Genomic DNA, 25,845 nt, shown 5'->3' on the forward strand with positions numbered 1-25,845 from the left:
AGAGACCATGCGATACCTGACTCTTGCCCTGTTGCTGGCGATGCCTCTGCTCGCCTCAGCAAAAGTAACTCCTGTCGATCATGTTGTTGTGTACAAGTCGAAGAAGCTGATGCAGCTGATTCGCGACGGCCGGGTAGTGAAAAGCTACACCGTCTCCTTCGGCGATAATCCCAGAGGACACAAGGTCCGCGAGGGAGATGAACGCACCCCCGAAGGGCGCTATACCCTCGACTGGAAAAACCCTAAAAGTCGCTTCTACCGCTCCATTCATGTGTCCTATCCAAATAAACAGGACCGTGCGCGGGCAGCCAAAATGGGGGTCAGCCCTGGCGGCGATATCATGATCCACGGCATCAAGCCCGAGTGGTCCTATATGGAGAGACACCTGCGCCGCAATAACTGGACCGATGGCTGTATCGCGGTGGCCTCCAACCGGGAAATGGACGAGATCTGGGCACTGGTGAAAACCCCGATCCCCATCGATATCTACCCCTGATCGAGTCCACAGGCCAGCTTCATATAGATGACCTCGTAGCTTACCGGCAGCCCTCTGGGCTGCCTGAGGCCTTCATAGGCTTCGGCCAGTTTCTGTAACCTGGCGCGCCCAGTCATCCCCCGCTTAGCGGCACGATTAATATTGTGTGCTCCCACACCTTTTAATTCCTTCATCAGCTGGCGCAGGCTATCGAAATACAACAGGCGCTGCTCATCGAGCACCTCACCATTCAGTTGCGACTGCACCGCCGCTTCACGCCACTTTGCCAGGGGAAGGAAACGATTGACGTGTATATCGCCATCCACCTGGGCCCAGCTATTACGCAACTCTGCCAGCGTGCCCGGCCCCAGTGTCGCCACCAGGCAGAATCCCTCTGGAGAGAGGACCCGACGCAACTCGGTAAACAGCTGTGGCAAGCGATAGCACCACTGCAGCGCCATACTGGAAAACACCAGATCCACGCTGTCATCTGCTAGGGGCAGCTGTTCCGCATCCGCAACAATATAATCATCAGCCTGGGGGCGCTCTATGCGGGCGTAGCGCAACATATCTTCCGCCAGATCCAAGGCGATAATCCGTGCCTCGGGAAAATGTTGGCGCAGCAATTCACTACCAAAGCCAGTGCCGCTACCAAGGTCAACAATCGTGCGTGGCGTCCAGTGACGATCTGCCATTTTCATCAACTGCCGGCACACCGCCCTCTGTATATGGGCGCAGTCGTCATAACTGGCGGCGGCGCGACCAAAAGAACGCGCCACTGCAGATTTATCGAAGGGCTCGGAAGTACCGCTATCAGAGGGAGACAGGCTCTCGACAAAATGCCGCAATCGCTCTGCCACTTGACGCGGCTGAGATAAATGCGGTTTATGACCACACCCCTCAATCACCTCTACCGCTGCACCACAGCCCTGGATCTCCTCTACGGCAGCTTGGGGCACCAGGGCATCCCGCTTGCCAAACAGGTGCAGAGAGGGGACTTTGAGTGTCTGCAGTAAATGGCGATTATCCAAACCCGCCAGGCAGTCCAGGGCCCGCTTCCAGGCTTCGGCATTGATATTGGGCCGGCGCTCTTTCAGCTGTTTGAGCAGGTCGCGCATGGCACTGTCACCATGGGACTGCAGGGCACAAAAGCGCTCCCAGATTGCGTAGGGGTCCTGCACAAAGGCCCTGCGAAATCTCTCAAAAACACGCCGCTGCATACCCGGCCAGTTGTCCCGCTCCACAAAACAGGCATTGGCAGAGATGGTGACAACACCGAGGATTTTTTTCTGTCCCGGTCTGGCCGCCAACTGCAGGGCCAACATGCCTCCGAGAGAGTGCCCAACCAAAACACAGTTATTAGGCAGTTCGTTATACAGCCGTTGTAAAAGTGACTCTAATTGTGGCCAGGGCTCGCCGCTACGCTCCCCACACCCCGGTAATTCGATACAAGTCAAAGGTTGTGCCAGTTGTTCACGCACCGCTTCGAGTAGGGGCAGCCAGGGCCCTTTATCTCCCCCCCAACCGTGCAGGAATACCAGGTTCTCTATCTCAATCACAAAGGCACCGCTATTTTTTCCTGAAGCACAGCTACGAGGGCATCTACCAAAGTATCAATTTGGCTGTGGTTATGGGAGGCACTCAGGGTGATTCTCAGGCGAGCGGTACCTCTGGGCACGGTAGGTGGGCGAATAGCGCCCACTAGAAAGCCACGTTGCTCCAACTTTTTGGACACAGTCATCACAGTTTCTTCACAGCCCAACAGGAGTGGTTGAATCGCACTGGATGAATCCGTCAGAGGTAAATTCGCTTGCGCCGCACGCCGGCGGAAGTAAGTGATATTCGCCTGCAGACGCTGGTTCAACTCGGGCGCATTGCGCATCAGTTCAATTGCGGCAATACAACCTGCCGCCACTGCCGGCGGCATACCGGTGGTATAAATATAAGGCCGTGCAAACTGCACCAAAAAATCGATCAACATACGCGAGCCGGCCACAAAGGCACCTGCATTGCCGGCGGCCTTTCCCAGCGTACCCATCAGTACCGGCACTTCATCCTGGCCGAGACCGGCGGCCGCGCAGCTGCCGGCAAGGGGCAGCTGTTCACTCCCCATCACTCCAAAGCCGTGGGCTTCATCCACCATCAGCCAGGCATCAAATTCCCAACACAGGGCAGCAATCTCCGCCAATTGAACCCTGTCGCCGTCCATACTGTAGACCCCATCTACCGCCACCAGAGTATTGCCACCGCGTGCGGCCGCCCTTTGCAGCTGGCGGCGCAGGGCAACTGGATCGTTGTGGGCAAAACGTAAACTGTTGGCGCCACACAAGCGCGCGCCGTCTATCAGGGAGGCGTGGTTGAGCTTGTCGGAAATAACATTGTCCGCGCGGCCCAGCAACGCACAGAGTGTCCCCACATTGGCCATATAACCACTGGAAAAAACCAGTGCGGCCTCGCGTCCGGTGACTTCGGCAAGGCTCTGTTGCAATTGTTGATGGACTTGAAGGTGGCCGTTAACCAAATGGGAAGCGGTGGCACCGGCGCCCAGCTCAGCACCGGCCTGCTGGGCACGGATAACTTCTGAGTGGCTTGCCAGTCCCAGGTAATCGTTACTACTAAAGGTCAGCAGCTTTCGCCCATCCACTACAGCGATGGGGCTGGGCGCCGCTTCCAGAGTTTTAATCTGGCGATAAAGATTGTCCCGATGCCGCTCATCGAGACGCTGGCGCAGGGTTTTATCCAGGGTCATTTGGCCGCATCGTAAAAGAAAGCGTCGTTTTGCTGCTCGGTAATCTGTGCATTCAGCTCCGCTTCCACTGCGCTCTCATCGGCGTACTGCTGATACTCCTCCGGCTGGATACCCAGGCGGGAGAACAGCTGCATATCCTTGTTGGCCTCGGGGTTGGCGGTGGTCAGCAGCTTCTCGCCGTAGAAGATGGAGTTGGCGCCGGCGAGGAAAGCCATAGACTGCATCTCATCGCTCATCTGTTCGCGCCCGGCGGACAGGCGCACATGGGACTTGGGCATCATAATGCGCGCTACGGCGATGCAGCGAATAAATTCGAAGGGATCTAAGTCCTTTTCCTGCTCCAGCGGAGTACCAGCTACTTTTACCAACATATTGATGGGCACCGACTCGGGGTGTTCAGGCAGGTTGGCCAGTTGCATCAGCAGGCCGGCGCGGTCCTTGTCGCCCTCGCCCATACCGACGATACCGCCGGCGCAGACTTTCATACCGGCGGCACGCACGCGCCCCAGTGTCTGCAGCCGATCCTGGTAGGTGCGGGTGGTAATAATCTCGCCGTAATACTCCGGTGAGGTATCCAGATTGTGGTTGTAGTAATCGAGCCCGGCATCAGCTAATTCCTGCGCCTGGTCATCATTCAACATCCCCAAGGTCATACAGGTTTCCATACCCAGTGCTTTCACTTCGCGCACCATCTGGGTAACGTAAGGCATATCTTTTTTCTTGGGTGAGCGCCAGGCAGCTCCCATACAGAAGCGAGTGGCGCCGCCAGCCTTGGCCGCGCGAGCTTCTTCCAACACCTTCTCCACTTTCATCAATTTTTCCCGCTCCAGCCCAGTATCGTAACGGGCGCTCTGCGGGCAGTAGGCGCAATCTTCCGGGCAGGCGCCGGTCTTAATGGAACAGAGGGTGCTGACCTGGACCCGATTGGGATCGAAGTGTGTCCGGTGAACCTGCTGCGCGGTAAACATCAGATCGCTAAATGGCATAGCGAAGAGATCCAGAACCTGCTGACGGGTCCAGTCGTGGCGGATATCGGCGGCGGGCATAGTCTGGGCTGCAGTCACAAGCTTACTCTCTCTGTTACTGGAGTTGGGGTGCTGTTTTTATGTATTCGGGCGGGGTGACTGCAGAAGACAGCAGTGGCAAACTCGACCAAACAGACTGGCCAGTTTAGCCAGGCCCCACCTGCTGTCAACTCAGAAGCTCTCTTATGGTTTACAGCCTGATTTCAGCTCGACTCTCCCGCTACCTGACGCAGTGCTTGCTGTGCGGTGATAGAGCCGGTGACTTTGGTATCTGTGCCAGCTGTATCCGAGACCTGCCCTATCTGGGCCAGGCTTGTGAAAGCTGTGCGCTGCCGTTGGCCTCCAGCGCACGCCTGTGCCCCAGTTGTTTGCGCCAGCCGCCGCACTGCCAGAGGGTTCAGGCCGCCTGGCAGTATGCCTTTCCGGTGAACCAGCTAATCCAGCGCTTCAAGTACCAACGCGACCTGGCCGCCGGCCATAGCCTGGCGCAACTTGCCGCCACTTCAATAGTCCCACACAACGAGCCCCCCGACTTACTCGCCCCCATTCCTCTCCACTGGCAGCGCTACTGGCAACGCGGATACAATCAAGCGCAACTGATCGCGAGCGAGTTGGGAAAGCAATGGCATTTGCCGGTGCAAGCGCGACTGTTGCGCAAAACTAGCGCCACCCGCACCCAGTCGCAGCTGCGCCGGCAACAACGCCTACGCAACCTACTGCAAAGTTTTGCCCTGCGTGAATCCGTTGAAGGAATGCATATCGGGCTGGTGGACGATGTCCTGACTACCGGAGCCACCCTGGAGGCGGCGGCACAGATACTCCTGAAAGCTGGTGCACACAAGGTCAGTGCGTTCGTTTTGGCCAGAACGCCATGACTCTTCGGCGCGACCGCAGATAGACCGGCAGTCACAGAGACGTCACAATAACTTGCCTTGCCGTTCTGGCAGATAAATCCCAAACAAGCCGGCACCGCTAAAGGCTAAGGTTTTAATCAGTGACTAATTGCTCGCAGGTGTTTTGCTGCGAGCCAGGGATTCAGCGATGAGTGAACACAAGTTGCCACGGGGCATTGTCATCAGCGGCACCGGCCTGTGGACCCCACCGGAAGCGATCAGCAACGAAGAGCTGGTAGACGCCTACAATAGCTACGCCAAGCAGTACAACCTGGAGCACGCTCAAGCAATTGAATCCGGCGAACTGCAGCCCAAGCCACAATCCTCTGCGGAATTTATCGAAAAGGCCTCCGGTATCAAGAGCCGCTATGTGGTGACCCGTGAAGGAATTCTCGATCCCGCGCGCATGCGCCCCTTTATTCCCGAGCGCAATGACGACGACCTGTGTGTTCAGGCGGAGATGGGGCTAAAAGCCGCCAAACTGGCGCTTGAGAAAGCCAATAAACAGGCCTCCGATGTCGACATGGTGATTGTTGGCGCCTCCTATATGCAACGCGCCTATCCCGCCATTGCCATCGAAATTCAGGGCGCCCTCGGCATCGATGGATTCGCTTTCGATATGGAAGTCGCCTGCTCCTCGGCAACATTTTCTCTACAGCGCGCGGTAGATGCCATCTGTTCCGGCGCCGCACGCACCGTACTGGTGATCAATTCTGAATTGGCCTCACCGCAAGTGGACTTTACCGATCGCGACAGTCATTTCATCTTCGGAGATGTGGCGGTCGCCAGTGTGATCGAGCGCCGCGAGACCTGCAGCGTAGACACTGCCTGGGAAATCCTCGGCACCAAGGCCAAGACCGTCTACTCCAACAATATCCGCTCCAACTTCGGCTATGCTGCGCGCGCTGCCGATGTGGACCCTTTCGGCCCCGGCAAGTTGTTCCGCCAGAACGGCCGCAAGGTATTCAAGGAAGTCTGCCCCATGGCCGCCGCCCATATTGAGGAGCACCTAGGGGAGAGCGGCACAGATCCCCGCGAAGTAAGCCGCTACTGGTTACACCAGGCCAACATCAACATGAATAATCTGATCGCCAAGAAACTGATGGGTGATGAAGCCAGCGCAGAACGCGCCCCGGTAGTGCTGGACCGCTACGCGAATACCGCTAGCGCCGGTTCTGTCATCGCCTTCAATCTGCACAGCGATGACCTGCAAGTAGGTGAGCGCGGAATTATCTGTTCCTTTGGCGCAGGCTACTCTATCGGCAGCCTGGTAGTGGAGAAAGTCGCTTTATAATTTAGCGCTCGACTTATTTCCGCACCATAGACACAAAAAACCGGGCATCGCCCGGTTTTTTTAACTGCTCTCTTCACATTTTTGTTCCAGTTGCTGCAGCATATTTTCCGCCCAGTTGATCCAGGTTTTCTCCGCCTCTATGCCTAACAGCAGCGTCTGGTGGGCCAGCCAATAGCGCTCCTGCAGGGCGGGGTCACTCTTAAGCACCCGCTCATTTTGTTCCCGATAATTCTCCAACAGCCCTCGGTGCCTGTGCAGCTGATCATTGAGAGCCGAGCGCAACTCCTCTTGGCTCAAATGGTGGCCGGCAAACATACGCACTAAAAAGGGTTCGCGAATCTTCTGTGGTGCCGCTGGCTGAATTACCCAATCGCGCAGCTCCGCACGCCCCTTGTCGGTGAGGCTGTAGACCTTTTTGTCCGGTTTGCCCTCCTGCGGTTGCTCCTCGCAATCCAGCAATCCTTCGTCGTGCAACTTGTGCAGCTCCCGATACATCTGCTGGTGGCTGGCGCTCCAGAAATGGGAAACACTGCGCTCGAAGCGGCGCTTTAGGTCGTAGCCACTGCCGGGCTCTATATCCAGCAGGGTGAGTACGGCATAGCGCAGGGACATGGCGGCTCCGATTCGTCTTATGCAAAGAGTTGCATATTAACCTCTGCGGCGCCATCGTGACCAGGAGGCGCGTCAGGCCAATAAGATAATTAGATTAATTTTCTAATAATTAGTAGGACGTTTATCTCGGCAGACCTCACCAGTCGAGATGCAAGGCTAGCATTTACGCAATTTGGAGATATAATCGCCGGCCTGCCGCCATCTTGATATGGCGGCTCGAGGTTCAAGAGGTTGTCTGCTCCATGTCCGCGCCCGCATTAACACCATCCGGCCCCGACGCCGAACCAGCCGCACCCAACTCGCGACGCTGGGATTTCCTGCTCGATATCTTCGCCATGAACAGTTTTTCCTGGGCCGTGGCGATCCCCATCGAGCTGGTGTTGGCAGGTATGAGCTGGAGTGAGCACCTGAAAGTGCGTCTGATGGCTCTGGTGTTCAATACATTGATCGCTCGCCCTTTCAGCAGGTACCGCAGCTGGATTGTGAACCGCTTTGGTGGCGGCGGTTTTGTAAATGCTTACTTGGTAGACACCTTTGTCTTCCTCAGCTTCCAGTTTCCCCTATATATGGCCAATATGCGCCTAGGCGGTGCCAGCTGGGACGAAATTGCCACAGCCAGTATCACTTTTATGCTGATCGCAGGCGCCTTGGGGCGGCCTTATGGAATTTATCTCGACTGGGTGCGCCGAGTGTGGATTAATACGCTGGTTCCCCTGCTGGGCAGACGCGCCATCTAAGGGGCACCAATACTCGATTGAGCATTACGAGAGAGGAGCATGACTGTGTTGACCGATAACGCCATTGAAAAAAGTTCTATGACCATTGGCGTGGTCGCCGGCACCCCCACAGACACCCGCTTTGGCCTGGATTTCCTCGCCGCGCGTCAGCTGCGTGGCGTCGGTATGTCTCTGTCAACATCGCCCCAGGCACAGACACAACTGCAAGCGCTAGAGCGAGGCGCTCTCACCCAGCAGCTGATCGAAGCGATTGAACAGCTGCATCAGGCCGGCGCCGAAGCCGCCATGATCTACTGCAATTCCCTTTCCGGTGCGGTGGATATGGAAGCGGTCAAATCCACCTCGCCAATTGAGGTGGTTTCTCCCCTTGAGGTATACGCCGAACTCACCCAGCGCTACCGCAACTTTGGCCTGCTCGCCGCCAACTGCCAAAGTTGCGCCAATATTGAGCGTGAAATTCTCGAGCGCAACACAACCGCCAAGGTGATCGGTATCGGCAATCTGCAGATCGTCGAAGATATTGAGGATGGCCTCGCCGCCGAGATGATCGTGCGTCAGCACGCTTTGGATGATCTGGTCGCGGCTCTGGTGAAAAGCGGCGTACAGATACTGATTCTGGGCTGCACACATTTCGATTATTTTTATCAGGAATTGCTCGCCCATTGTGATGGAATTCGCCTGTTTCTACCTTCTGAGCGCATGTTGCAGTTATTGCAGGAACGCCTACCTCAGGCCGCTTGAATCAACCCTGATATTTTTATTTTTTTGCGTATTTTATCGAGGAACGCTGTGCCACCGATCTCGGTAAAATACGCCAACCTCGTGCAAAACCTCTCGCTATATAAGCCTATGTAATAGCGTGCAATTCTTCAGCATCAAGCCCCCCCAAAAAAACCATACTCTGTTTTTGGCGCAATAACTCTTGGCTAATGGCGATAGCGTTCATGCCTCTGACCGGATTATCCACCCGTTAGCCTGCCAGTCCTATAAAAATATCTCTTGTACGCCGTGCCATATTGCAGTATCAAACGCTCTGATCTTTTCGGGAGTATCGATCAAAACCTACCGCGAAAATCACACTGCGGACTGCAGGATTTAGTCCGCCCTAACACAAGTGGTTATAAGGATGATAAAAGCCATTTCTTCTGGGGGATTGCCCTCTCGTCGTGTTTTTTTTCACGCTCTGCTAGCCGGAGCACTACTGTGCGGCTCAGTATTAATCTCCACCACCGCACAAGCCATTGAATTAAATGCTCTGCAGCAACAAATTCCTATTTACTGGTTGATCGCGGCGCTGATTTTAACTGTGCTAATTTGTGCTTTTACACTCAATAGACAATTGAGCCTGCGCAAATTACGTAAAGAGAGTGCAGAGCGTGTCGATAATATCAGCGCTGAAAACAGTAATTTGTTTCAGCAGGTGCATAGCCGCAACAGTGAATTTCTCGCCCTAGAGAAGCAACTCGAAGAAACTCGTGAAAGCCTCGAATTACTGCGCCTGGAAAAATCCGATCTGCTCACAATAGTACGTCACCAGTTGCACCACCCCCTGGATACATTGATGGGCACCCTCAACCTGATTGGACGCAGCGAGGACAACAATATCAAAGCGCTGGTTGAAATCGGCAAGCGCCAGTTAAACGCCGCTCTCAAATCTCTGGACGATTTACGTCAGATCGGCAAGGTGGAAACCGTAGAGCTGAAACTTCCCAAGGAAGTGCTCGGCAATACTGGCAGCGGCCTCGCCATCCTGTTGGTGGAAAATAATAAACACGAATCCCTGCAAGCGCCGCTGGAAGCCATGGGCCACCATGTACAAAGGGAGTGTAACGGTATCGACGGCAGCAGCGCCGCCCTCCAAAAAAACTTTGACTTAATCCTGACCGACACCCATCTACCACTGATGGATGGCGTGGAGGCAGTACGAGAAATTCGCCGCGAGCGGGGCAACGATTTACCCATTTTCGCCCTGCTGCAATCTGCCAAAACCGGCGATAAAGAGCGCTATCAGGCCCGAGGTTTTACCGGCGTACTTACCCACCCAATTGCCGATCGCCAGCTAATGCAACTGATGCAATGGGCTTCACGGCGCACGCAGGGGACGTCACCACAACAAAAAAACCGCCCCACCCAGCTGCTCAACACCAGTGCTCTTTTACGCCAGCAGGACACTCTCGATCACCTGACCTTCGCCGAGCTACTCAGTGACCGCAGCGCCACCCTACCCAAACGAATCACTGCGCTCACCAGCGCCCTCACCGGCCGCCACTGGTTGGATGCAGAAAAACAGGCGCAGGACGTCGCCCGGGCAGCGGCAGAGGTGGGGCTCGATAGCGTAGCCAGTCGTCTGCGCAGTCTCGCCGCCAACCTCTCCATCGACAGCGAACGCGAACACTGCCGTCAGCAGCGTACAGAATTACTGCAACTGATGCGGGAATCGGTGCGACAGCTGAAGGCATGGCGCGAGCGCAATGTGCACACCGAGTGGGCACTAAAATAACATGGGACGTTACGACACCCTGGGCTCTTCACCGACTGTCGTGTAAAAATACCATTCCAACGCAGTCAAGTTGAATTGCGCATTGGGGACCACACTATATTTTTCAGAGTCCACAAGAGAATAAAGTTATGTCAGAGCAGTACCCCACACGCTCCCAAGAGGCCCGCGAACAGAGTGGTCGAGATCTGGCCATCATGGTCTACCTGATCCAGGCCATCAGCCTATTTACCGCGGTTCCGTTTTTTGTTGGCGTACTGATTAACTATTTCAAGCGCAGCGATGTACGCGGCACCCTGGCGGAGTCCCATTTCCGCTGGCAGATCCGCACTTTCTGGTTCTGGTTGCTGTGGACTGTGGTTGGTTCTTTGACTTTTTGGGTTTTCGGTCTCGGCTATGTGATTCTCGCCGTAAACTGGATTTGGGTTATTTACCGGGTTATTCGCGGCTGGCTGCGCCTAGTCGATCGCCGCCCCGCCTATGACTACTACTAAAACCCGGCCCGCGTGAAAATCTCGCGCGGGCGCTTCTGCCCTACGCAAATAGGGGATATTTAAAAATCCCCTATAAATTTCACGCCTTCCTTACCAAGTTACTCTTCGCTTTTTCCAATTTAATTCCCCTCCTGATGACCTCCCTCCTAAAAAAATCTGGTCGAGAGCTCTCTCTAATAGTCGATAAAATACCTAGCATGATATTTATACCTGCTGGATTATAAATTTTCTAAAAACCAACCTTTATCGTAAGACCTTTCCTTTATTTATCATTATTTAAGTAAATTTATTACTGAAAAAATCTTTTATTTTGGCAGCACAGCCTCCTTGCGAAAAAATTATGCGAAGATAAAGCCCGGTACTTTCACCGGATATCGTTAGGGAGAAAAAGGCTTGTGAGTCAGGATCAAAACACCCCGTTGCGGGAGGACGTCCGCCTACTCGGCGAGGAGCTCGGTTCGGTATTGCGCGAGCAAGCCGGTGATTCGCTATTTAATACTGTGGAAACCATCCGCCAGGCCGCAGTGGAAAGCCGCAGTAGCGGAGAGATGCAGGTGGATCGCTTACACCAGCTGCTGGACCCTCTCGACGACGATACATTGTTGGAAGTGGCGCGCGCCTTTAGCCAGTTTTTGAATCTCGCCAATATCGCCGAGCAACGCCATCGCGAACGCCTGCACCGGCAGCATCAGCGTTTTTCTGGCGACCCAGATACAGACCGCGGCCTGCGCCAGGTATTGGCGGAGCTAAAGAACATCAATCGCTCAACCGACGATATACACACCGCACTCAGGGATCTCTCCGTGGAGCTGGTCCTCACCGCCCATCCCACCGAGGTCACCCGTCGCACCCTGATCCGCAAGTACGACCACGTCGCCGATCTCCTCGCCGCATTGGACCGACCAGACCTTACCCAGGAAGAGAGCCGCGAGCTGCGACGTCATCTGCACGAGCAAATACTCTCTGCCTGGAGCACCGATGAAATCCGCCGTGAGAGGCCCACGCCGGTAGACGAAGCCAAGTGGGGCTTCGCCACCATTGAACAGTCCCTATGGCAGGCAGTACCCCAGACTATGCGCGCCATCGAGGAGGAACTAGCCCTAGCGGGATTACCGCCACTGCCGGATAACTGGGTACCCATACGCTTCGCCTCCTGGATGGGTGGCGACCGCGACGGCAACCCCAATGTTACCGCAGCGGTAACCCGCAAGGTATTACTGCTGGCGCGCTGGATGGCCGCCGACCTTCTCTTGCGCGATGTGGAAAACCTCCTGGCCGATCTATCCATGCACAAGGCCAGCGAGGAATTACTGGCACAAACAGGCCCAAGCCATGAGCCCTACCGACTCATACTCCGCCGGGTGCGCTACCGCTTGCGCAATACTCGCGCGCAACTGGAGGCCCGCATTAACGAGCAGCAGGAACTAGCGGGTGCAGTATTTCACAGCGGTCAACAACTGCTCACTGAGCTGAACCTGATCGACCGCTCTCTGCGCGCGGTGGGGCTCTCGGCCATCGCCGATGGCCAGCTCAAAGACACCCTGCGCCGGCTCAATTGCTTCGGTATCACCCTGTTGCGCCTGGATATTCGTCAAGAATCCACCCGCCATATGGATGCCATCGACGCTATCACACGCTATCTGGGGCTGGGGAATTACGCCACCTGGGATGAGCAGAGCAAACTGGACTTCCTCCTGGCGGAGCTGGATAACCGCCGGCCATTAATCGATGAGGATTTCTACCATACGGATTTCTGCGATGGGGATGTGCGCGAGGTATTAGAAACCTGCAAGGTGGTTGCTGAGCAGGGCCACGAGGGGCTTGGTGCCTATGTGATTTCCATGGCGAAAAAGCCCTCCGATGTGTTGGCGGTCATGTTGCTGCAGAAAATTGCCGGGGTAAACCAACCTATGCGCGTGGTGCCACTGTTTGAAACCTTGGACGACCTCAATAATGCTGCCGACACCATGAGTACCCTGCTCAATATTCCCCAGTACAAACAGCGCGTGCTGGAGGGCCAGGAAGTAATGATCGGCTACTCAGACTCGGCCAAGGATGCCGGCTTCCTCGGCGCGGCCTGGGCACAGTTCAGTACTCAGGAAGCGCTCACCCAAATTTTCCGCAATCACGGCATTCCCCTAACCCTGTTCCACGGCCGTGGCGGCTCCATTTCCCGCGGCGGCTCTCCAACGCGCATGGCACTGTTATCTCAACCACCGGGCTCGGTGGCTGGGCGTATCCGCGTTACCGAGCAGGGAGAGATGATCCGCTTCAAATACGGCCGCCCCTCCGTTGCCGCCTACAATCTGGAGCAGTATGTGGCCGCCACACTGGAGGCTACCCTGATGCCACCGGCCCAGCCTCGTCCCGAGTGGCGCAATCAGATGGAACGCCTCACGGAAATCTCGGTGCAGAGTTACCGCGAAGTGGTGCGTGACGACCCAGCTCTGGTGGCCTACCTGCGCACCGTCACCCCGGAGACGGAACTCCGCCGTCTGGCTCTCGGTAGTCGACCGGCGAAGCGCAAGCCCGGTGGCGGCGTAGAAACACTACGCGCCATTCCCTGGGTGTTCGCCTGGACCCAGATGCGCCTGATGCTACCCGCCTGGCTCGGCACCGGCACCGCACTCGAACAAGCCCTAAAACAGGCAGACGAAGCCGACACCCTGGGAGAAATGAGTCGTGAGTGGCCCTTCTTCCAGGGCGTGGTGGATATGCTGGAGATGGTTTTGGCGAAATCCGATACCCGTGTCGCCTCCTGGTATGAGGAACGCCTCACCGACAACAAGGAGCTGATAGAGCTGGGGGAAAGCCTGCGCGAACGCCTGGCTCATACAGTGAGTGCTTTGCAGCAACTCACCGGTCGCGAAAGTCTGTTGGACAATAACCCAGTGATGCGTTGGTCCATCCGCGTGCGCGATCCCTATACCGATCCACTGCATTTGCTTCAGGCCGAATTAATGGCGCGACTGCGCGAGCGGGAGAATGACGCTGTGTTGGAGAGTGCCCTAATGGTAACGATCGCCGGTATCGCCGCAGGCATGCGCAATACCGGATAACCGTTTGCGGGCAGAGTCCCCCACTCTGCTCGCCTATACCCTCGCCCCCATACAATCGATAAGTGTCCATTTACTCTTCTGCTAGAACCCGTAGATCGGTATTCAGATCTCCCGAAATACAGAATAACTCCAACGGGGTATCAGCCAGCTGATGATCTATCGCCCGTGTGAATAAATCAGTTTTACCGCCAAAACCGCCGGAACAGCATCGCCTTATTAACACCTGCGATACTGGCCATGTCCCTAGTTGTACAGCACCCATATCCATGAGCCATCCATTCGCTGATAACTACTTTAAACAGCTTGGCTTCATCAATGGTGCACTGCATAGAATCTCCTTTTCGATATAAACTGGCGCATAATGCAAGTGGTCATTTGCATTACAGGAGATGCCAATGAGCGACCCTGAAACCACGGCTAGAACCCGCAAGTCAAAAGTCATTTACGCCAGCTTTGGACCCAACGAGCGGGCCATGGTCGACAAAGTGCATCTCCTTTGGCTTCGCCGCCTGTTTATTCGTCTTTTGGGTATAAAGTTGCAACTTCAATTTACTGGTTGGCTGCAGTACCTAATGCCTGTCCCAATCACTCTGGGCCTCTTCCTGTTGGTGGGACTCATATATCTAGTAGGTTTAACTGGACTGGCCAATGTGTTGATCTGGCTACCCTTGATACTAACGGCCATTATTCTTTTTGATATTGTGACTTGCCGTTTTTGTATCCGTTTGCCGGAACCGCTACCCAAAGCCCGCAGCCGAGAAGATATTTTCGCGCTGATCCGTGACCGTAGATCGTGCCGCGCCTATCAAACCCGTCCCTTAATCCCCATCCATGAGCAAGCACTAAAAGCTCGTATTGCAATTCACCTACAGCAACCACGTCTCGGCAATGCACCGATACGTCTGGAGTGGGTCAAAGCACCCATCACTGTTTGGCCGGTGGTCAATGCCAGATATTTCCTCGTTGCAATAGCCCCAGCGGAATACAATCGAACGGCCATTCTTGATATCGGCAGAACCCTGCAAAAGATTGTTTTAGACGCTACGCGAATGGGTTTAGGGACTTGCTGGATTGGTCCCGGAGCAGATCACCGCAGTGTCAAAACCCACCTCCGCGAGCGCTTTGATAAGAAAAAGGATTCTATTATTTGTCTCTGCGCTGTGGGTTACGAAAGCTGGTACGCACCATTGTTTATCCGTTTTTTTAACACTCAGTTTCATAAGCGTCTGCCGCTGTCCGACCTGTTTTTCGTAGATAACGCCATGAAAGAAGCATTAAAAATAGATAAATCGCCCTGGGAGGCGTTTAATCGATGTTTTGAAAGTTGCCGGTGGGCACCGTCTTCCTATAACGGTCAAACCACACGCTGTATTGCCCACAAGAAAGACTCTCAAGTGCGCCTTGATTTTTATGCGACAACATCTTCTAGATACTATGCCGCAGTGGCTACTGGTATCTGGTGCGCTAACTGGGAGATGGGGTGTGAAGCTCTAGGAATACAAGGAGAGTTTCTAAAGTTGCCCCCACAGGAAAGAAAAAACCTGCCGGACGATGTACTGCCACCTCACTATGATATTAGCTGGCTCAGTGCCCCTTTAATCTAACAGCAAGAGGATTTTTGCATTGTCCGTTCGATATAAATTAGGACGCAATGAGTCCCCAAGATACCGACTTGTTAAAAAATGGATTTACCGGAAAGAGAAAGGAACGATCACATCACTCCTTTCTCCAATCTAACCGTTAAACCAATCAGATTTTAAAATTGTCCGGTCAGCGCCATTAGGAACAAATCTGGTGGCAACTGCTGGCCATTCACTTCCAGGCGCCCGCGATTCACCTCCAGGTGCATCTGCAGTTCATCGTTTTGCTCAATCAGCAAACCGTATTGTCGCAACATCATTGCCTGGCCTACCAGAGGCGACTGCAGCAACGCCGATTCCGCCGCACTCAGGGTCAGGTTGCCCACCAGGGGATTCAGCCATTGATTTAAAGCGCTGCCGTTGCGATGGCGCGGAGGGCGCTTCATTCCTTTCCAGTCAATATCCGCATCCACCAGAACCGGACCATTGCGAGATTCCACTACCAGCTGTTGTTGCAGGCGCAGGGGTGGACGCATATCACTCGCCCAATTGCGCTCCGCCACCGGCAGTAGTACACGTAAATAGTGACCCAGATCGGCAGCCTTGATCTTAGGCAGGGTCATCTGTTGGCGCACAGAAGTAATAGGGGTGGCAGACTGCACACTGGGTAGCTGCAGATCACTCACCACTTTGAGGGTCTGCGCAGCGAGCATTTCTATATCCAGTTCCAGGCTAATATCCCGCAGTTCCGCCGGCCCCGAATCACGCTCGGCGCGCAACAGTGACAGATATAGCTGTGCCTTACCGCCACGGCGGGGCTCTAACTGAAACTCTCCTTTAAGCGGTTCGGTAAATAATACTTCCACGCCATCGCGCATCTGGGTCAGGCTACCCAGATCGATTACCCCATCCAACACCGCGCCGCTGTAATCTGTCGACACTGCAATCTCACCACCTGTAAATGCCAGCTGGCCAAAATCACCTGAACTTTTAAAGGGTTCCAGGCGCAGGGTATTGAGTACCCGGTTATCCGCTAAAACCAGGGTTTCCAAAACCAGGGGGCTGCTCTGCAAGCGGCCATAGATTCCCTCAAGTTGAGCGCGTAGCTGCGGGTTTAATTGCTCTAGATCTAGGCGGGTCTCGCTATAGATAACCCCCAGACGGGGCCCACCAGAAGTTAACAGCAATGGGCCATGATGAATTTCAGTATGCAGCTCAGTGGTGCCATTCTGTAGCGCCACCTCAGTATTGGTTTCAGCTCCAAACCAACCGCGTTGATAACCGGTAGTGCTTCCCCCCTGCATCCTGCTCAGCTGCTGCTTCCAGACCTCCTCCACCTTAGGACCAATGAAACCTGGCGCCGCCAGGGCTGAAATTACCAGTAGAGCCAGTAGGATTAACAGAAGCCAACGCAAGAGTTTCATAAGAGTCGATCTAACAGCAGGATTTGCGCTGATGGTAGCAGATTATGGAGTTATTAGTGCGACAGCAGTAACAGGGCTGAACCTCTTTGCCTATTCCATAGCCCCAATGGGCGATTCCCTTTAGCAGGGGCCACGCTAAACAACCAGACATAACGGATTGCCAGGCTTGATAAAAATACCCCCTGAATCTTAGGGTTAATGATAATAGAGCACGAGTGTTCGCTATAAAAAATTAAAAGCTAAAAATATTCTCCCCTTTGATAAGTGCAATAACTCCCACAGATTCCAGTAGCTAACTAACCCTCTATAACCCCAATATCTAGAGTACTTTGGCGCAGTCCTGCCGTATAATGGTATTCAAAGTTGTACCAATCAGAGAGATCTAATTTTGAAACCCGAGGTAACGTTACTAACCGTTAACGCTATAATCATCTGCGCCGCCTATCTCTATATCCACCCAAGGCATGCAGGCGCTGACCTTAACAAGATCATAATTAATGACCTCCTGGCAACTGGTATCGCACTACTGATCGCCGGCGCTCTCTTTTGGGAGTCCGGATACAATTTTAATATGCTGCTATTTGCTGCTAACTGGTTTGGCTTTTCTCTAATCAGCTTTTTACTAGTTGAATTACCGTTCTTTAAATGGTACTGGGATAAATACAGCGTTAGCTTGAGATAAGTTAGCCAGGTAAACAGCCATGAAATGGATAAATAAAGAAAATACAGAGAAAAAGGAATGAGTTCGAATTAAACCTATTTAAAGGCACGACTGTGCTGGGACGACTTATGTTTCACCTACTTAATGACTTTACAGTTTTCTAGAATAGAACTTGTATGAAATGACCCCACCTATCATCACAACTCTCATTAATACCTGATTGAAAATGGTTTTCTGGCTAATTTTGCATACCAATTAAACACTTAACACTGATTTCAATATTTCAAAAGCAAGGATAAAATCATGAAAATGAAATTAATTGTACTGCTAATAGCAGTAGTTTCAGTTAATGCATTTGGAGGAGAAAAACTGGATATTCTATGGAATGATGGGCCTAAAAATAGATGCTTTAGGCACGTCCAACAAAATCATGATGTTGCTGACATGGAAACGGAATACTTACAAAATGATGATTGCCCTATAATTTCCAGGCGCCAAACTTCAAGCAGGTGCGATTCGTTCGGTAATAACGGGTACTGCCCATTATGGAATGTTATAACATACGGATGGGATATTTCAGATAAAGACAGGTCTCCCGGGTGGTCTCTATGGAATATTTCTGGAGGCTGGGGAAGTCCACTTGAAATCGCTCTCATTAATAATACACAAGGTTTACCTGACCCATGCAAATTGCGAGAAGTCAGTTTTAGCTGGGAGTGGCCTGATCTATCATTAAAAAGAACCAATGAAGGAAAACCAATAACCTTAGGAGATATAACTTCTCTTGAGGTGGAGTTCAAAGCAAAAGTCGCCAACAAAAGTAAACCACTGTGTACTTATCCTTCTACACTATATGTATCACAGGATGTTGTGGTACGTTTCCCAAATGACATTTCTTATTCAATAGGAGTACTGGTATTCAATTTCGGAAATATTGATATGAATAGCATCCACTGCAAAGACGAAAACTCCACTGATAAAGAATGCGAAGCAAAAAGAAATGACGAAATTTTCTTCACAAACTACGATGAATTAGATCCAAACAAATGTTTTCAAGAGAAAAAATGTCAAACTATCCTACATGGAGATAAATTGTCATCCAACGCTAGGTATCTAGACGAGCTCTATCAGGAAAATAAATTTGAATTTTTGAGCCTCTTTAAGAATGAGAAATATCTTCCAAAGCCTCCCGCTCCTTACACCTGGAATGATGCGACTATTACTCATATACAACTGGTTAATCATTCCAGAGGAGGAAATTTAAGAGTTGACGTAAAAGATCAGCATGTGAATTCATTGCCATCAAATAGCATTAAGTCAATTAAATGCGATGGTGTTAGATGCTTTTTTTCAAGTGCTGACTAATTGCTAATATAAATAGCAAATCTATCGATCCGAGGCCTCCACCTTCTTGGACGCCGCTACGCGGCGTCCATCATATCTACGTTATGAGAGACCAATGACAAGAATAAATCTACTGGCTTTTAAGATTTTTACTATGCCAGTGGATTTAGGCAATGGATTTATCCATTAGTTTCAGATAATAAGTACAATTAGTAAGGAGGCAGCGGGTAGAATTAACACCCGCCCCGATCAAGACAAAGACACTCATCAGTCATTGCCAAATGAATGAAATCGATTAATAGATTTAAAAAAGCCCATAGGTCATTAAGTTTACACTCTCTAGCTAATAATTAGCAGGAAACATGGAAGGAGTTTTTGTAAGTATAATTAGATTTTTCTTTCACATTTTATTTTATGTGATAACCAGGTTAATTTTCTAGATTTCCTTCAACTTTCCCAGATACCATATCAGCAATCTCCCTCCTTAAAAAAGAGGAACCAAGCTTTGGGTAGATATTTTTCTCCAGCATCTTCTTTTGGTTTGTTGCCGGCCTATTCAGTTATGCCATTTACTCGAGCTTTTCAGACAGCGCTATTTCATAAAAAAATCGATTTGATATGACCAAATGGAATTAAGGCTGACACCATATATGGAAAAGTAAATCCATCCACTTAAAATAAAAAAGGAAGCTTAAAGTGAGGAGATTAATTTTCTTGTTCGACATTATTTCATCCAATTGCTACGCAAAAAATACTCCCCTGGCCGAAGCTGCTCTGGAGCGAACCTATCATAAAGTACGCTACAATCCTGCTTATGTAGCTATCCTCTATCCAAATGGAGATGTGCCGGTTGATACCGGTGTTTGTACCGACGTAGTGATTCGATCAAATAGGAAGCTGGGGATCGATTTGCAAAAAGAAGTTCACGAGGATATATCGGGTCATTTTCAAGCCTACCCATCTAAACGCATTTAGAGGCCAGATAAAAATATTGATCACCGGCGAGCACCCAATCTACAGGCTTTTTTTACTCGCAAAGGGCAATCACTCTCAATAAGTGACAAGGCAGAGGATTATCTACCAGGGGACATCGTTACCTGGATGCTGCCCGGTAATTTACCACATATCAGTATTGTGACTGCGAAACGCTCTCTAAAGACCAACCGGTACTTGGTCGCACACAATATCGGGGCTGGACCCGTGCTGGAAGATATGCTGTTTTCCTTTAAAATTACCGGGCACTACCGATACAACGCAGGCCAGGCAACCAAAAAGATTGAGTAGCGAAAAAACTACGCTATTGCCAAGCGATTACGGCGTTTCTTTGACCGGGATATGGAGAAACATTTCCGCTGTCGGGCTAGTAACCTGATATCTGGGTGGGTACAGCTCAAAGTCTGGCCTCTCAATATAGTCGTAATTGGACTTTGGCAACCAGCTTCCCCAAATATACTTCAATGTCTGTTCCAGGGTGGTAATAGATCCGCGGTGAACAAATTTTGCATATAGCTGCTCCGGTAGTTCCCGCGCCACCATACCCTCGGGTACCTGAGTCAGGTCGGCAACCGGCGCACAGCAGACATACTTAAACTGAATTTCATCACCCGCTTCCTCATAACACTCATAGATACCAAAAGATTCATCGCTGATTCGATTGGGGATTTTATCCCTGTAGGGCTGAAATGCAGACCAGAGCTTTGGCAAGCTGAGATTTTCATGATCGTATTCCTGCGCTACCCCCACCAATTGCATCGCTGGGCGCGAAATAATTTGTGGCTCCATGGACAGCTCATTTTTCAAGAAGTGCAGCATATGGGGGCTAAATTGATCCTTATACAACAGCCGAAAAGGATCCTGCTGCTTTCGATACTGCGCCGGGGTTACATTAAATAAAGCTTTAAAAGCGCGAGTAAACGCTTCTTGGGAATCAAATTGGCACTCCATGGCAAGCTCAAGAATACCAATATCTTCACTCAATAACCTCTTTGCGGCGACGGTCAATCGGCGCTTACGCAAATACTCTTTCGGTGAGTCCCCCACTAATGCCTTAAAAATACGGCTGAAGTGGTAGGTGGAGTAATGAGAGGCAGCGGCAATTTCATGAACAGAAATTTTGTCGTATAGATGCTGCTCTACGAAGTTGATACTTTTAAAAAATCGCTGCATATGAGGCTCCTTTCCTACCTGTTTACATTGGGATGGTGAGATTTTTGAGCAATACCTTCCCGGTTTAGCATGCCTTTAAATTAAATTCGTTCACTAGTGATAAAAAAGCGTAAATGGGAAAATGCCTTGTCCCTCAAAGGAATAATCGCCTGGTAGGCTGGATCATTGAAGAATGCATAGATCGCCTCCCGATCTGGAAAAGATACCACAACAAATGCCTTTGGTGATCGACCTCCGTCCAAGGCCTCTTCCACATCATAAGAGGCAATAGGCACCCCTCCATACTGTTGCATTAATTGCAGAGCCAAACCTATATACTGCTGAAGAGCCTGCGATTCCTGTAAGTTTGGTGAAGACTCTATATGTAAAAATACTGGTAACATAGTAATAGCCTCTTAAGCATAAATAATTTTGAGCTACCTATCCAAGAGCCTCTAATGACTAACGTTGAGAGGCCACTCGCCTATACCAAAAAACCAGAAGTGGAACTATCGCAAGCTCAATAATCGTAGGCGGTAAGACCTGATCATCCACCAATCCAAATTCCAGAATATTGCTTAAGCGGCCCAGACCGCCAATGAAGAGGGATAAAGCTACGAAGTAAAACAATACTTTATGTTTTTCGATATTGCTCAGGAAATACAATAGAACCAACCCCTGGGCAAAGAAAACACCAAAGGCAAATCGATATTGATTATCCCCAAATCCTCTCAAGGGGCTATCCGTGCCAAAAATCATAGCACCACCACTCAGGGCAGCACTGCCATTCAGCCCTCCAAATGCGCTGATACCCCCGGGTACAAAACAGATCACCGCCAACGCTACCACTAGCAATTGAAAAATTTTTCTTTCTATCGAACTCGCCTGATTCATAGTGTCACCTTAGTTTGCCGTATTTGAAGAGATGACCTAATCATATTGGCCAGTAAGGCCCTATTTTTGATATTTCTTGCGGTCTTGGTATCCCACTAAGACAGCAAGAAATGTCAAAAGGCGAGGCGCTTAACCGCTTATCTTTCTCTCCAACAGCCGGGTATATCCATATCCGGGCACCAGTTCCCAATATCCACAGAGACAGAAAGATGATTAAGAGTGTTTTGATTACCGGAGCGAATGCAGGCTTAGGCAGGGAATGCGCCAAGCAACTGGCGGAATACCAGCAGATTAACAAGATCTATCTCGGCTGCCGCAATCTCCACAAAGCCAAGGAAGCCCAAGCCGATCTGGTGTCGGAAACAGGCAGGAATATCTTCGAAGTATTGCTGATCGATGTCGCGGATCAACAATCTGTGAAAGAGGCAGTTAACAACCTGGACTCCCCAGTTGATGCGCTGGTTATGAATGCTGGCGGTACCGGGGGGAAAGAGTTTTACAACAAGACCCCCGAAGGAGTCACACAAATTTTCGCCGTCAACCTGCTTGGGCATGCTCTACTGACTAACGAGTTACTGAAAGCCAATAAATTAACCCAGACTGCTATCTATGCCGGCTCCGAGGCCGCTCGCGGTGTAAAAGAGATGGGTATGAAGCGACCAGAGCTGAAAAGCGCCTCTGTGGAGGAGTTTATGCAGATCTGCGAAGGAGAGCTCTATGCGAGTACCAAAGACGCTACGGTACCCTATGGTCCGATAAAGTATATGGGCGCCCTATGGATGTCTTCCATGGCGCGAGAATTCCCCCATATCCGCTTCGTAACCATAAGTCCAGGGGCTACTGTAGGCACAGAGGGCTTCAATACACTGTCGTTATTCAAGCAATATATGATGAAGGGCATGATGCGGATTATGCTGCTATTGGGCAAAGTCCACAAAGTAGAAATAGGCGCCAAGCGCTATATCGATGCCCTACTGGATACAAGATCCTTCCGCACAGGTATTTTTTACGGCAGTGAACGCGGATTGACTGGATCTCTTGGTGAACAGCGGAAGCTTTTCCCGGACCTGGACAACCCTACCTATCAAGACAATGCCAAAACGGCGATCAATCGCTTTATCTAATGAAGGGTCGCATCAGGGAAGGGCCCTGTACCCCCTTCCCTGCCCCCAAGTTAACGCCACCGAAACCGCTTGTTTACCTATACTTGACTGTTAAATACTTACTGCTAAAAACAGCCAATGTTTCGGGTAATCTTTTTCCTGCTGTTGTTAATTCCCCTTGCCCTGACTGCTGCTGCTGAAGATGTAGCTAAAGCAACTCCCCTGCGGCTGCTGGATCCAGCAACTGTGGATAAGTTTGTCAATGAACTGCCAATACCCGTAGAAATCCACCCTCAGGGCTCAGCCCCGCTTAAACTACCCGCCCGCCCCACTGAAGTTTGGATGGGGCTACGGGATAAGAAAGGCAAACGTTTAATGACAAAGGCCTGGGGTTTTGAATATGCAGGTCGCATCCACTCTCCTGGCCCTACTATTCGCGCCCGAGAAGGCCAACCGGTATTTGTACACTGGGCGAATGAGCTACCGGGTCCGCATCTATTTCCTGTGGATCGATCCATTCACCTCGCCGACGTAAAAGATCCAAAAGCTGTACCTATGGTTATCCACCTTCACGGCGGGCATACAGAATGGAAAAGTGACGGTAACCCCCTCGCTTGGTACACCCGCAATTATCGTGAGACGGGACCATTATTTGAGAAAAGGATTTACGAATACGACAACTCCCAGGATGCCGCCACTATCTGGTATCACGACCACACCCTGGGCATGACGCGCCTTAATGTTTACGCAGGTCTATTCGGTTTTTACCTGGTTGGCGATGACAATGAAGACCGTCTGATACAGGAGAAACTGCTCCCTGCAGAAGAGCGCACTTTTGTAGCCGCTATTACAGACAGCTTGTTTAGCTCCGATGGGCAGCTGTATTTTCCTGGCTGGAGGGACCAGCCTCCATCACCGGTTTCCCATGAGGTGGTTAAGGCCAATTGGCCCAATCCGTCCCATCTCGACGAATTTTTTGGCAATATTATTCTGGTAAACGGCATGACCTGGCCCAAAGTCAGTGTCACTCCACACGTCTATCGATTTCGGTTACTCAACGCATCTGATACCCGCACACTGATACTCAGGATCGATGAAAATACACCCTTTGTACAAGTCGGCGGTGACGGCGGATTTCTCGATTACCCTGTAAAATTGAACGAGTTGATATTGGCACCCGCAGAGCGAGCAGATGTTTTAGTAGATTTCAGTGGTTATGAAGAGCGTGAACTGACACTGCGGAACTTTGGGCCGGATGTCCCTTTTAAAGGATTTGTAGAGGCCAATGATCCAAAGAGTTCAATTCCACTTGTCTATAACCCGAATGGTAAACACGTATTAAGCGATGGGCGCGGCGGCATCACACCAGCTACCGATCCAAATACTACAGGCCAGATCCTACAATTCCATATTGCTTCAACACCGATAAAGACCCCTTCTAATAAGCAGAAATCAGAGATTAAAAATTCCATTGGAGATTTAAAACTCACCCTAAATACTCCTTTGCGCGCACCACTTAATAGGCTTAACCAAGCCAGTCGTACACGACAACTTGCCACCTACCGGTTGGATGATCCCTACGGCCGCAATCTGCTCATGTTAGGTCCAGTAAAGGAGGGCTCCCTGTTTTTTGAAGACCCTACTACAGAAATAATCCAGCACAACGCCATTGAGATCTGGGAAATATATAACCCTACAGTATCGGCTCATCCAATCCATATTCATCTGGTGGAATTTCAGGTACTGGATCGCCAGCCTTTTAAAGGAAAACTAATTGCCAAGCCGCAGAAATTTATGCACACCGGTGAAGTATTTCAGGGAGCACGGCTGGAGATAGAATCTCTACAGGGGAAACCCCTTCCACCACAACCAGAAGAAAGCGGCCCCAAAGATACCGTGATCGCTCTTCCCGGCCAAGTGACCCGGGTAATTGCACGCTTTGACCGCGAGGGACTCTATGTATGGCACTGCCATCTACTCTCCCATGAGGATTACGATATGATGCGGCCATTTAGGGTTTTAGCGCCCAAATCTAAAAATAATTACTAAATTGGTAACCTTTAACCTTATACCCAAATCGGAATATTGAATCGCTATAATTATTCAACAACTCAAATTCAAAAAGACAATAAGAAGCAAATACAGCAATTTCTAGCTATCAGCTTAAAACAACCAACCAACCAACAAAAATTTACTGAAATAGAAATAAAAAAGCTTACCACCTGCGACAATTAACCCCATATTGAAAACCAAAAAATCCAGGTTAAAAATTATTATTCACGCCTACTCTTTCCTTTTTTAGGCGCAGCACGGGAACTTCTAGCAATAACTATCACTTGCAAATATGGCGGTTAATTCCAATTAAACGAGGGGTACGAAATAACATTAAATCGATTTCAATTTTTCTTAATTAACCATAAAATGGTCGAACTAAAAAATTGACAGATGATTTTCATTATACTTTAAGTGGTAAAATTTTTTAATTATATTATGAAAATGAAAAATTTATCCTCCGGACTACTAGTCGCGCTACTATCCAGCACCAGTTTTGCATCAAGTACCATTGAGCCTAATAAAACTATCGAAGGCATTACTACCTATAAATACTATGCAGTAATTAAATTCTCACCAAATGCTAGCGGCGACGAATTAGGGGAAGACTGCTCATCTGGGTCAAGTAACCATGTAGTCATAGAGTTCGATCACAATGATGGAACAGACAATAATGACACTAAAGAGCAATTTTCATCACTTCTGGCTGCATATTTTGCTAAATCTAATACCGTAGGTTTTGGAGTAGGGGGTTGCAGGGAGGGTAACGGAAATAACCACCCTCTGATTTATCGGGTAGATATCTGA

Annotated in this window: 21 protein-coding genes and 1 pseudogene; 14 read left to right on the forward strand and 8 right to left on the reverse strand. The window is 50.8% G+C overall.

Translation table 11 applies throughout. The annotated features are described in order from the left end of the window. The first annotated feature begins 7 nt into the window (after window positions 1-7). Entirely contained in the window at window positions 8-496 is a 489-nt protein-coding gene (locus ACJJH9_RS18220) for a L,D-transpeptidase family protein (RefSeq protein WP_444923603.1), read from the forward strand. On the opposite strand, the gene bioC is transcribed toward ACJJH9_RS18220, so the two are convergent. The 3 genes from bioC to bioB are packed head-to-tail and all read right to left on the reverse strand — an operon-like array spanning window position 487 to window position 4,270. Next, window positions 487-2,034, reverse strand: a complete 1,548-nt coding sequence (gene bioC / locus ACJJH9_RS18225; protein ID WP_444923604.1) for a malonyl-ACP O-methyltransferase BioC — start codon at window positions 2,032-2,034, stop codon at window positions 487-489. The genes ACJJH9_RS18220 and bioC overlap by 10 nt on opposite strands. Then, on the reverse strand, window positions 2,031-3,224 hold the full coding sequence (gene bioF, locus ACJJH9_RS18230; protein ID WP_444923605.1) for an 8-amino-7-oxononanoate synthase: 1,194 nt from the start codon (window positions 3,222-3,224) through the stop codon (window positions 2,031-2,033). The genes bioC and bioF overlap by 4 nt, the downstream gene beginning before the upstream one ends. Further along, the gene (gene bioB / locus ACJJH9_RS18235) at window positions 3,221-4,270 is read right to left on the reverse strand and encodes a biotin synthase BioB (protein WP_444888898.1); all 1,050 of its coding nucleotides are present in this window, start codon (window positions 4,268-4,270) and stop codon (window positions 3,221-3,223) included. Before bioB ends, bioF begins: the two co-directional genes overlap by 4 nt. A 164-nt stretch (window positions 4,271-4,434) precedes the next feature. Between bioB and ACJJH9_RS18240 the strand changes: the two genes are divergently transcribed. Together ACJJH9_RS18240 and ACJJH9_RS18245 are read left to right on the forward strand one after the other, a co-directional pair. Next, on the forward strand, window positions 4,435-5,124 hold the full coding sequence (locus tag ACJJH9_RS18240; protein WP_444923606.1) for a ComF family protein: 690 nt from the start codon (window positions 4,435-4,437) through the stop codon (window positions 5,122-5,124). Window positions 5,125-5,290: 166 nt separating this feature from the next. Beyond that, complete coding sequence (locus tag ACJJH9_RS18245; protein ID WP_444891486.1) at window positions 5,291-6,436, forward strand: beta-ketoacyl-ACP synthase III; 1,146 nt, start codon at window positions 5,291-5,293, stop codon at window positions 6,434-6,436. 60 nt (window positions 6,437-6,496) lie between these two features. On the opposite strand, the gene ACJJH9_RS18250 is transcribed toward ACJJH9_RS18245, so the two are convergent. Next, window positions 6,497-7,048 (reverse strand): PadR family transcriptional regulator, encoded by a 552-nt coding sequence (locus ACJJH9_RS18250; protein WP_444887871.1) that lies wholly within the window; start codon window positions 7,046-7,048, stop codon window positions 6,497-6,499. A 242-nt stretch (window positions 7,049-7,290) separates the two neighbouring features. Here ACJJH9_RS18250 and alaE point away from each other — a divergent pair, with 242 nt between their 5' ends. The 6 genes from alaE (at window position 7,291) to ACJJH9_RS18280 (ending at window position 15,439) form a co-directional block, all read left to right on the forward strand. After that, entirely contained in the window at window positions 7,291-7,785 is a 495-nt protein-coding gene (gene alaE, locus ACJJH9_RS18255; protein WP_444923607.1) for an L-alanine exporter AlaE, read from the forward strand. Window positions 7,786-7,824: 39 nt separating this feature from the next. Then, window positions 7,825-8,526 (forward strand): aspartate/glutamate racemase family protein, encoded by a 702-nt coding sequence (locus ACJJH9_RS18260; protein WP_252084303.1) that lies wholly within the window; start codon window positions 7,825-7,827, stop codon window positions 8,524-8,526. 385 nt (window positions 8,527-8,911) lie between these two features. Continuing rightward, window positions 8,912-10,285: an ATP-binding response regulator gene (locus tag ACJJH9_RS18265; RefSeq protein ID WP_444923608.1), complete on the forward strand. Its 1,374-nt coding sequence runs from the start codon at window positions 8,912-8,914 to the stop codon at window positions 10,283-10,285. Window positions 10,286-10,413: 128 nt separating this feature from the next. After that, window positions 10,414-10,776, forward strand: a complete 363-nt coding sequence (locus ACJJH9_RS18270) for a DUF4870 family protein (protein ID WP_252084301.1) — start codon at window positions 10,414-10,416, stop codon at window positions 10,774-10,776. 395 nt (window positions 10,777-11,171) lie between these two features. Further along, on the forward strand, window positions 11,172-13,835 hold the full coding sequence (gene ppc / locus ACJJH9_RS18275) for a phosphoenolpyruvate carboxylase (protein ID WP_444923609.1): 2,664 nt from the start codon (window positions 11,172-11,174) through the stop codon (window positions 13,833-13,835). Between the two features lie 395 nt (window positions 13,836-14,230). After that, complete coding sequence (locus ACJJH9_RS18280) at window positions 14,231-15,439, forward strand: nitroreductase family protein (RefSeq protein ID WP_444923610.1); 1,209 nt, start codon at window positions 14,231-14,233, stop codon at window positions 15,437-15,439. 152 nt (window positions 15,440-15,591) lie between these two features. Here ACJJH9_RS18280 and ACJJH9_RS18285 read toward each other — a convergent pair whose 3' ends face one another. Then, window positions 15,592-16,839: a DUF945 family protein gene (locus tag ACJJH9_RS18285; RefSeq protein ID WP_444923611.1), complete on the reverse strand. Its 1,248-nt coding sequence runs from the start codon at window positions 16,837-16,839 to the stop codon at window positions 15,592-15,594. Between the two features lie 964 nt (window positions 16,840-17,803). On the opposite strand from ACJJH9_RS18285, the gene ACJJH9_RS18290 reads away from it, so the two are divergent. Continuing rightward, complete coding sequence (locus ACJJH9_RS18290) at window positions 17,804-18,865, forward strand: hypothetical protein (protein ID WP_444923612.1); 1,062 nt, start codon at window positions 17,804-17,806, stop codon at window positions 18,863-18,865. 693 nt (window positions 18,866-19,558) lie between these two features. Next, window positions 19,559-20,128 (forward strand): annotated as a pseudogene (locus ACJJH9_RS18295) (DUF1287 domain-containing protein). A 27-nt stretch (window positions 20,129-20,155) separates the two neighbouring features. On the opposite strand, the gene ACJJH9_RS18300 reads toward ACJJH9_RS18295, so the two are convergent. The 3 genes from ACJJH9_RS18300 to ACJJH9_RS18310 all read right to left on the reverse strand — a co-directional run bounded on the left by ACJJH9_RS18300 (window position 20,156) and on the right by ACJJH9_RS18310 (window position 21,883). Next, complete coding sequence (locus ACJJH9_RS18300; protein ID WP_444923613.1) at window positions 20,156-21,010, reverse strand: AraC family transcriptional regulator; 855 nt, start codon at window positions 21,008-21,010, stop codon at window positions 20,156-20,158. A gap of 80 nt (window positions 21,011-21,090) precedes the next feature. Then, on the reverse strand, window positions 21,091-21,393 hold the full coding sequence (locus ACJJH9_RS18305; protein WP_444887862.1) for a DUF1330 domain-containing protein: 303 nt from the start codon (window positions 21,391-21,393) through the stop codon (window positions 21,091-21,093). 58 nt (window positions 21,394-21,451) lie between these two features. Then, window positions 21,452-21,883, reverse strand: coding sequence for a DUF4345 domain-containing protein (locus ACJJH9_RS18310; RefSeq protein WP_444923614.1), 432 nt, complete (start codon window positions 21,881-21,883; stop codon window positions 21,452-21,454). A gap of 209 nt (window positions 21,884-22,092) precedes the next feature. On the opposite strand from ACJJH9_RS18310, the gene ACJJH9_RS18315 reads away from it, so the two are divergent. From ACJJH9_RS18315 to ACJJH9_RS18325, 3 genes are all read left to right on the forward strand, one after another. Beyond that, entirely contained in the window at window positions 22,093-23,007 is a 915-nt protein-coding gene (locus tag ACJJH9_RS18315; protein ID WP_444923615.1) for an SDR family NAD(P)-dependent oxidoreductase, read from the forward strand. A 117-nt stretch (window positions 23,008-23,124) separates the two neighbouring features. Next, on the forward strand, window positions 23,125-25,035 hold the full coding sequence (locus ACJJH9_RS18320) for a multicopper oxidase family protein (protein ID WP_444923616.1): 1,911 nt from the start codon (window positions 23,125-23,127) through the stop codon (window positions 25,033-25,035). A 441-nt stretch (window positions 25,036-25,476) separates the two neighbouring features. Further along, on the forward strand, window positions 25,477-25,845 hold the full coding sequence (locus ACJJH9_RS18325; RefSeq protein ID WP_444923617.1) for a hypothetical protein: 369 nt from the start codon (window positions 25,477-25,479) through the stop codon (window positions 25,843-25,845).

It is taken from the genome of Microbulbifer mixtoriginis (SeqCode) (assembly GCF_052466715.1).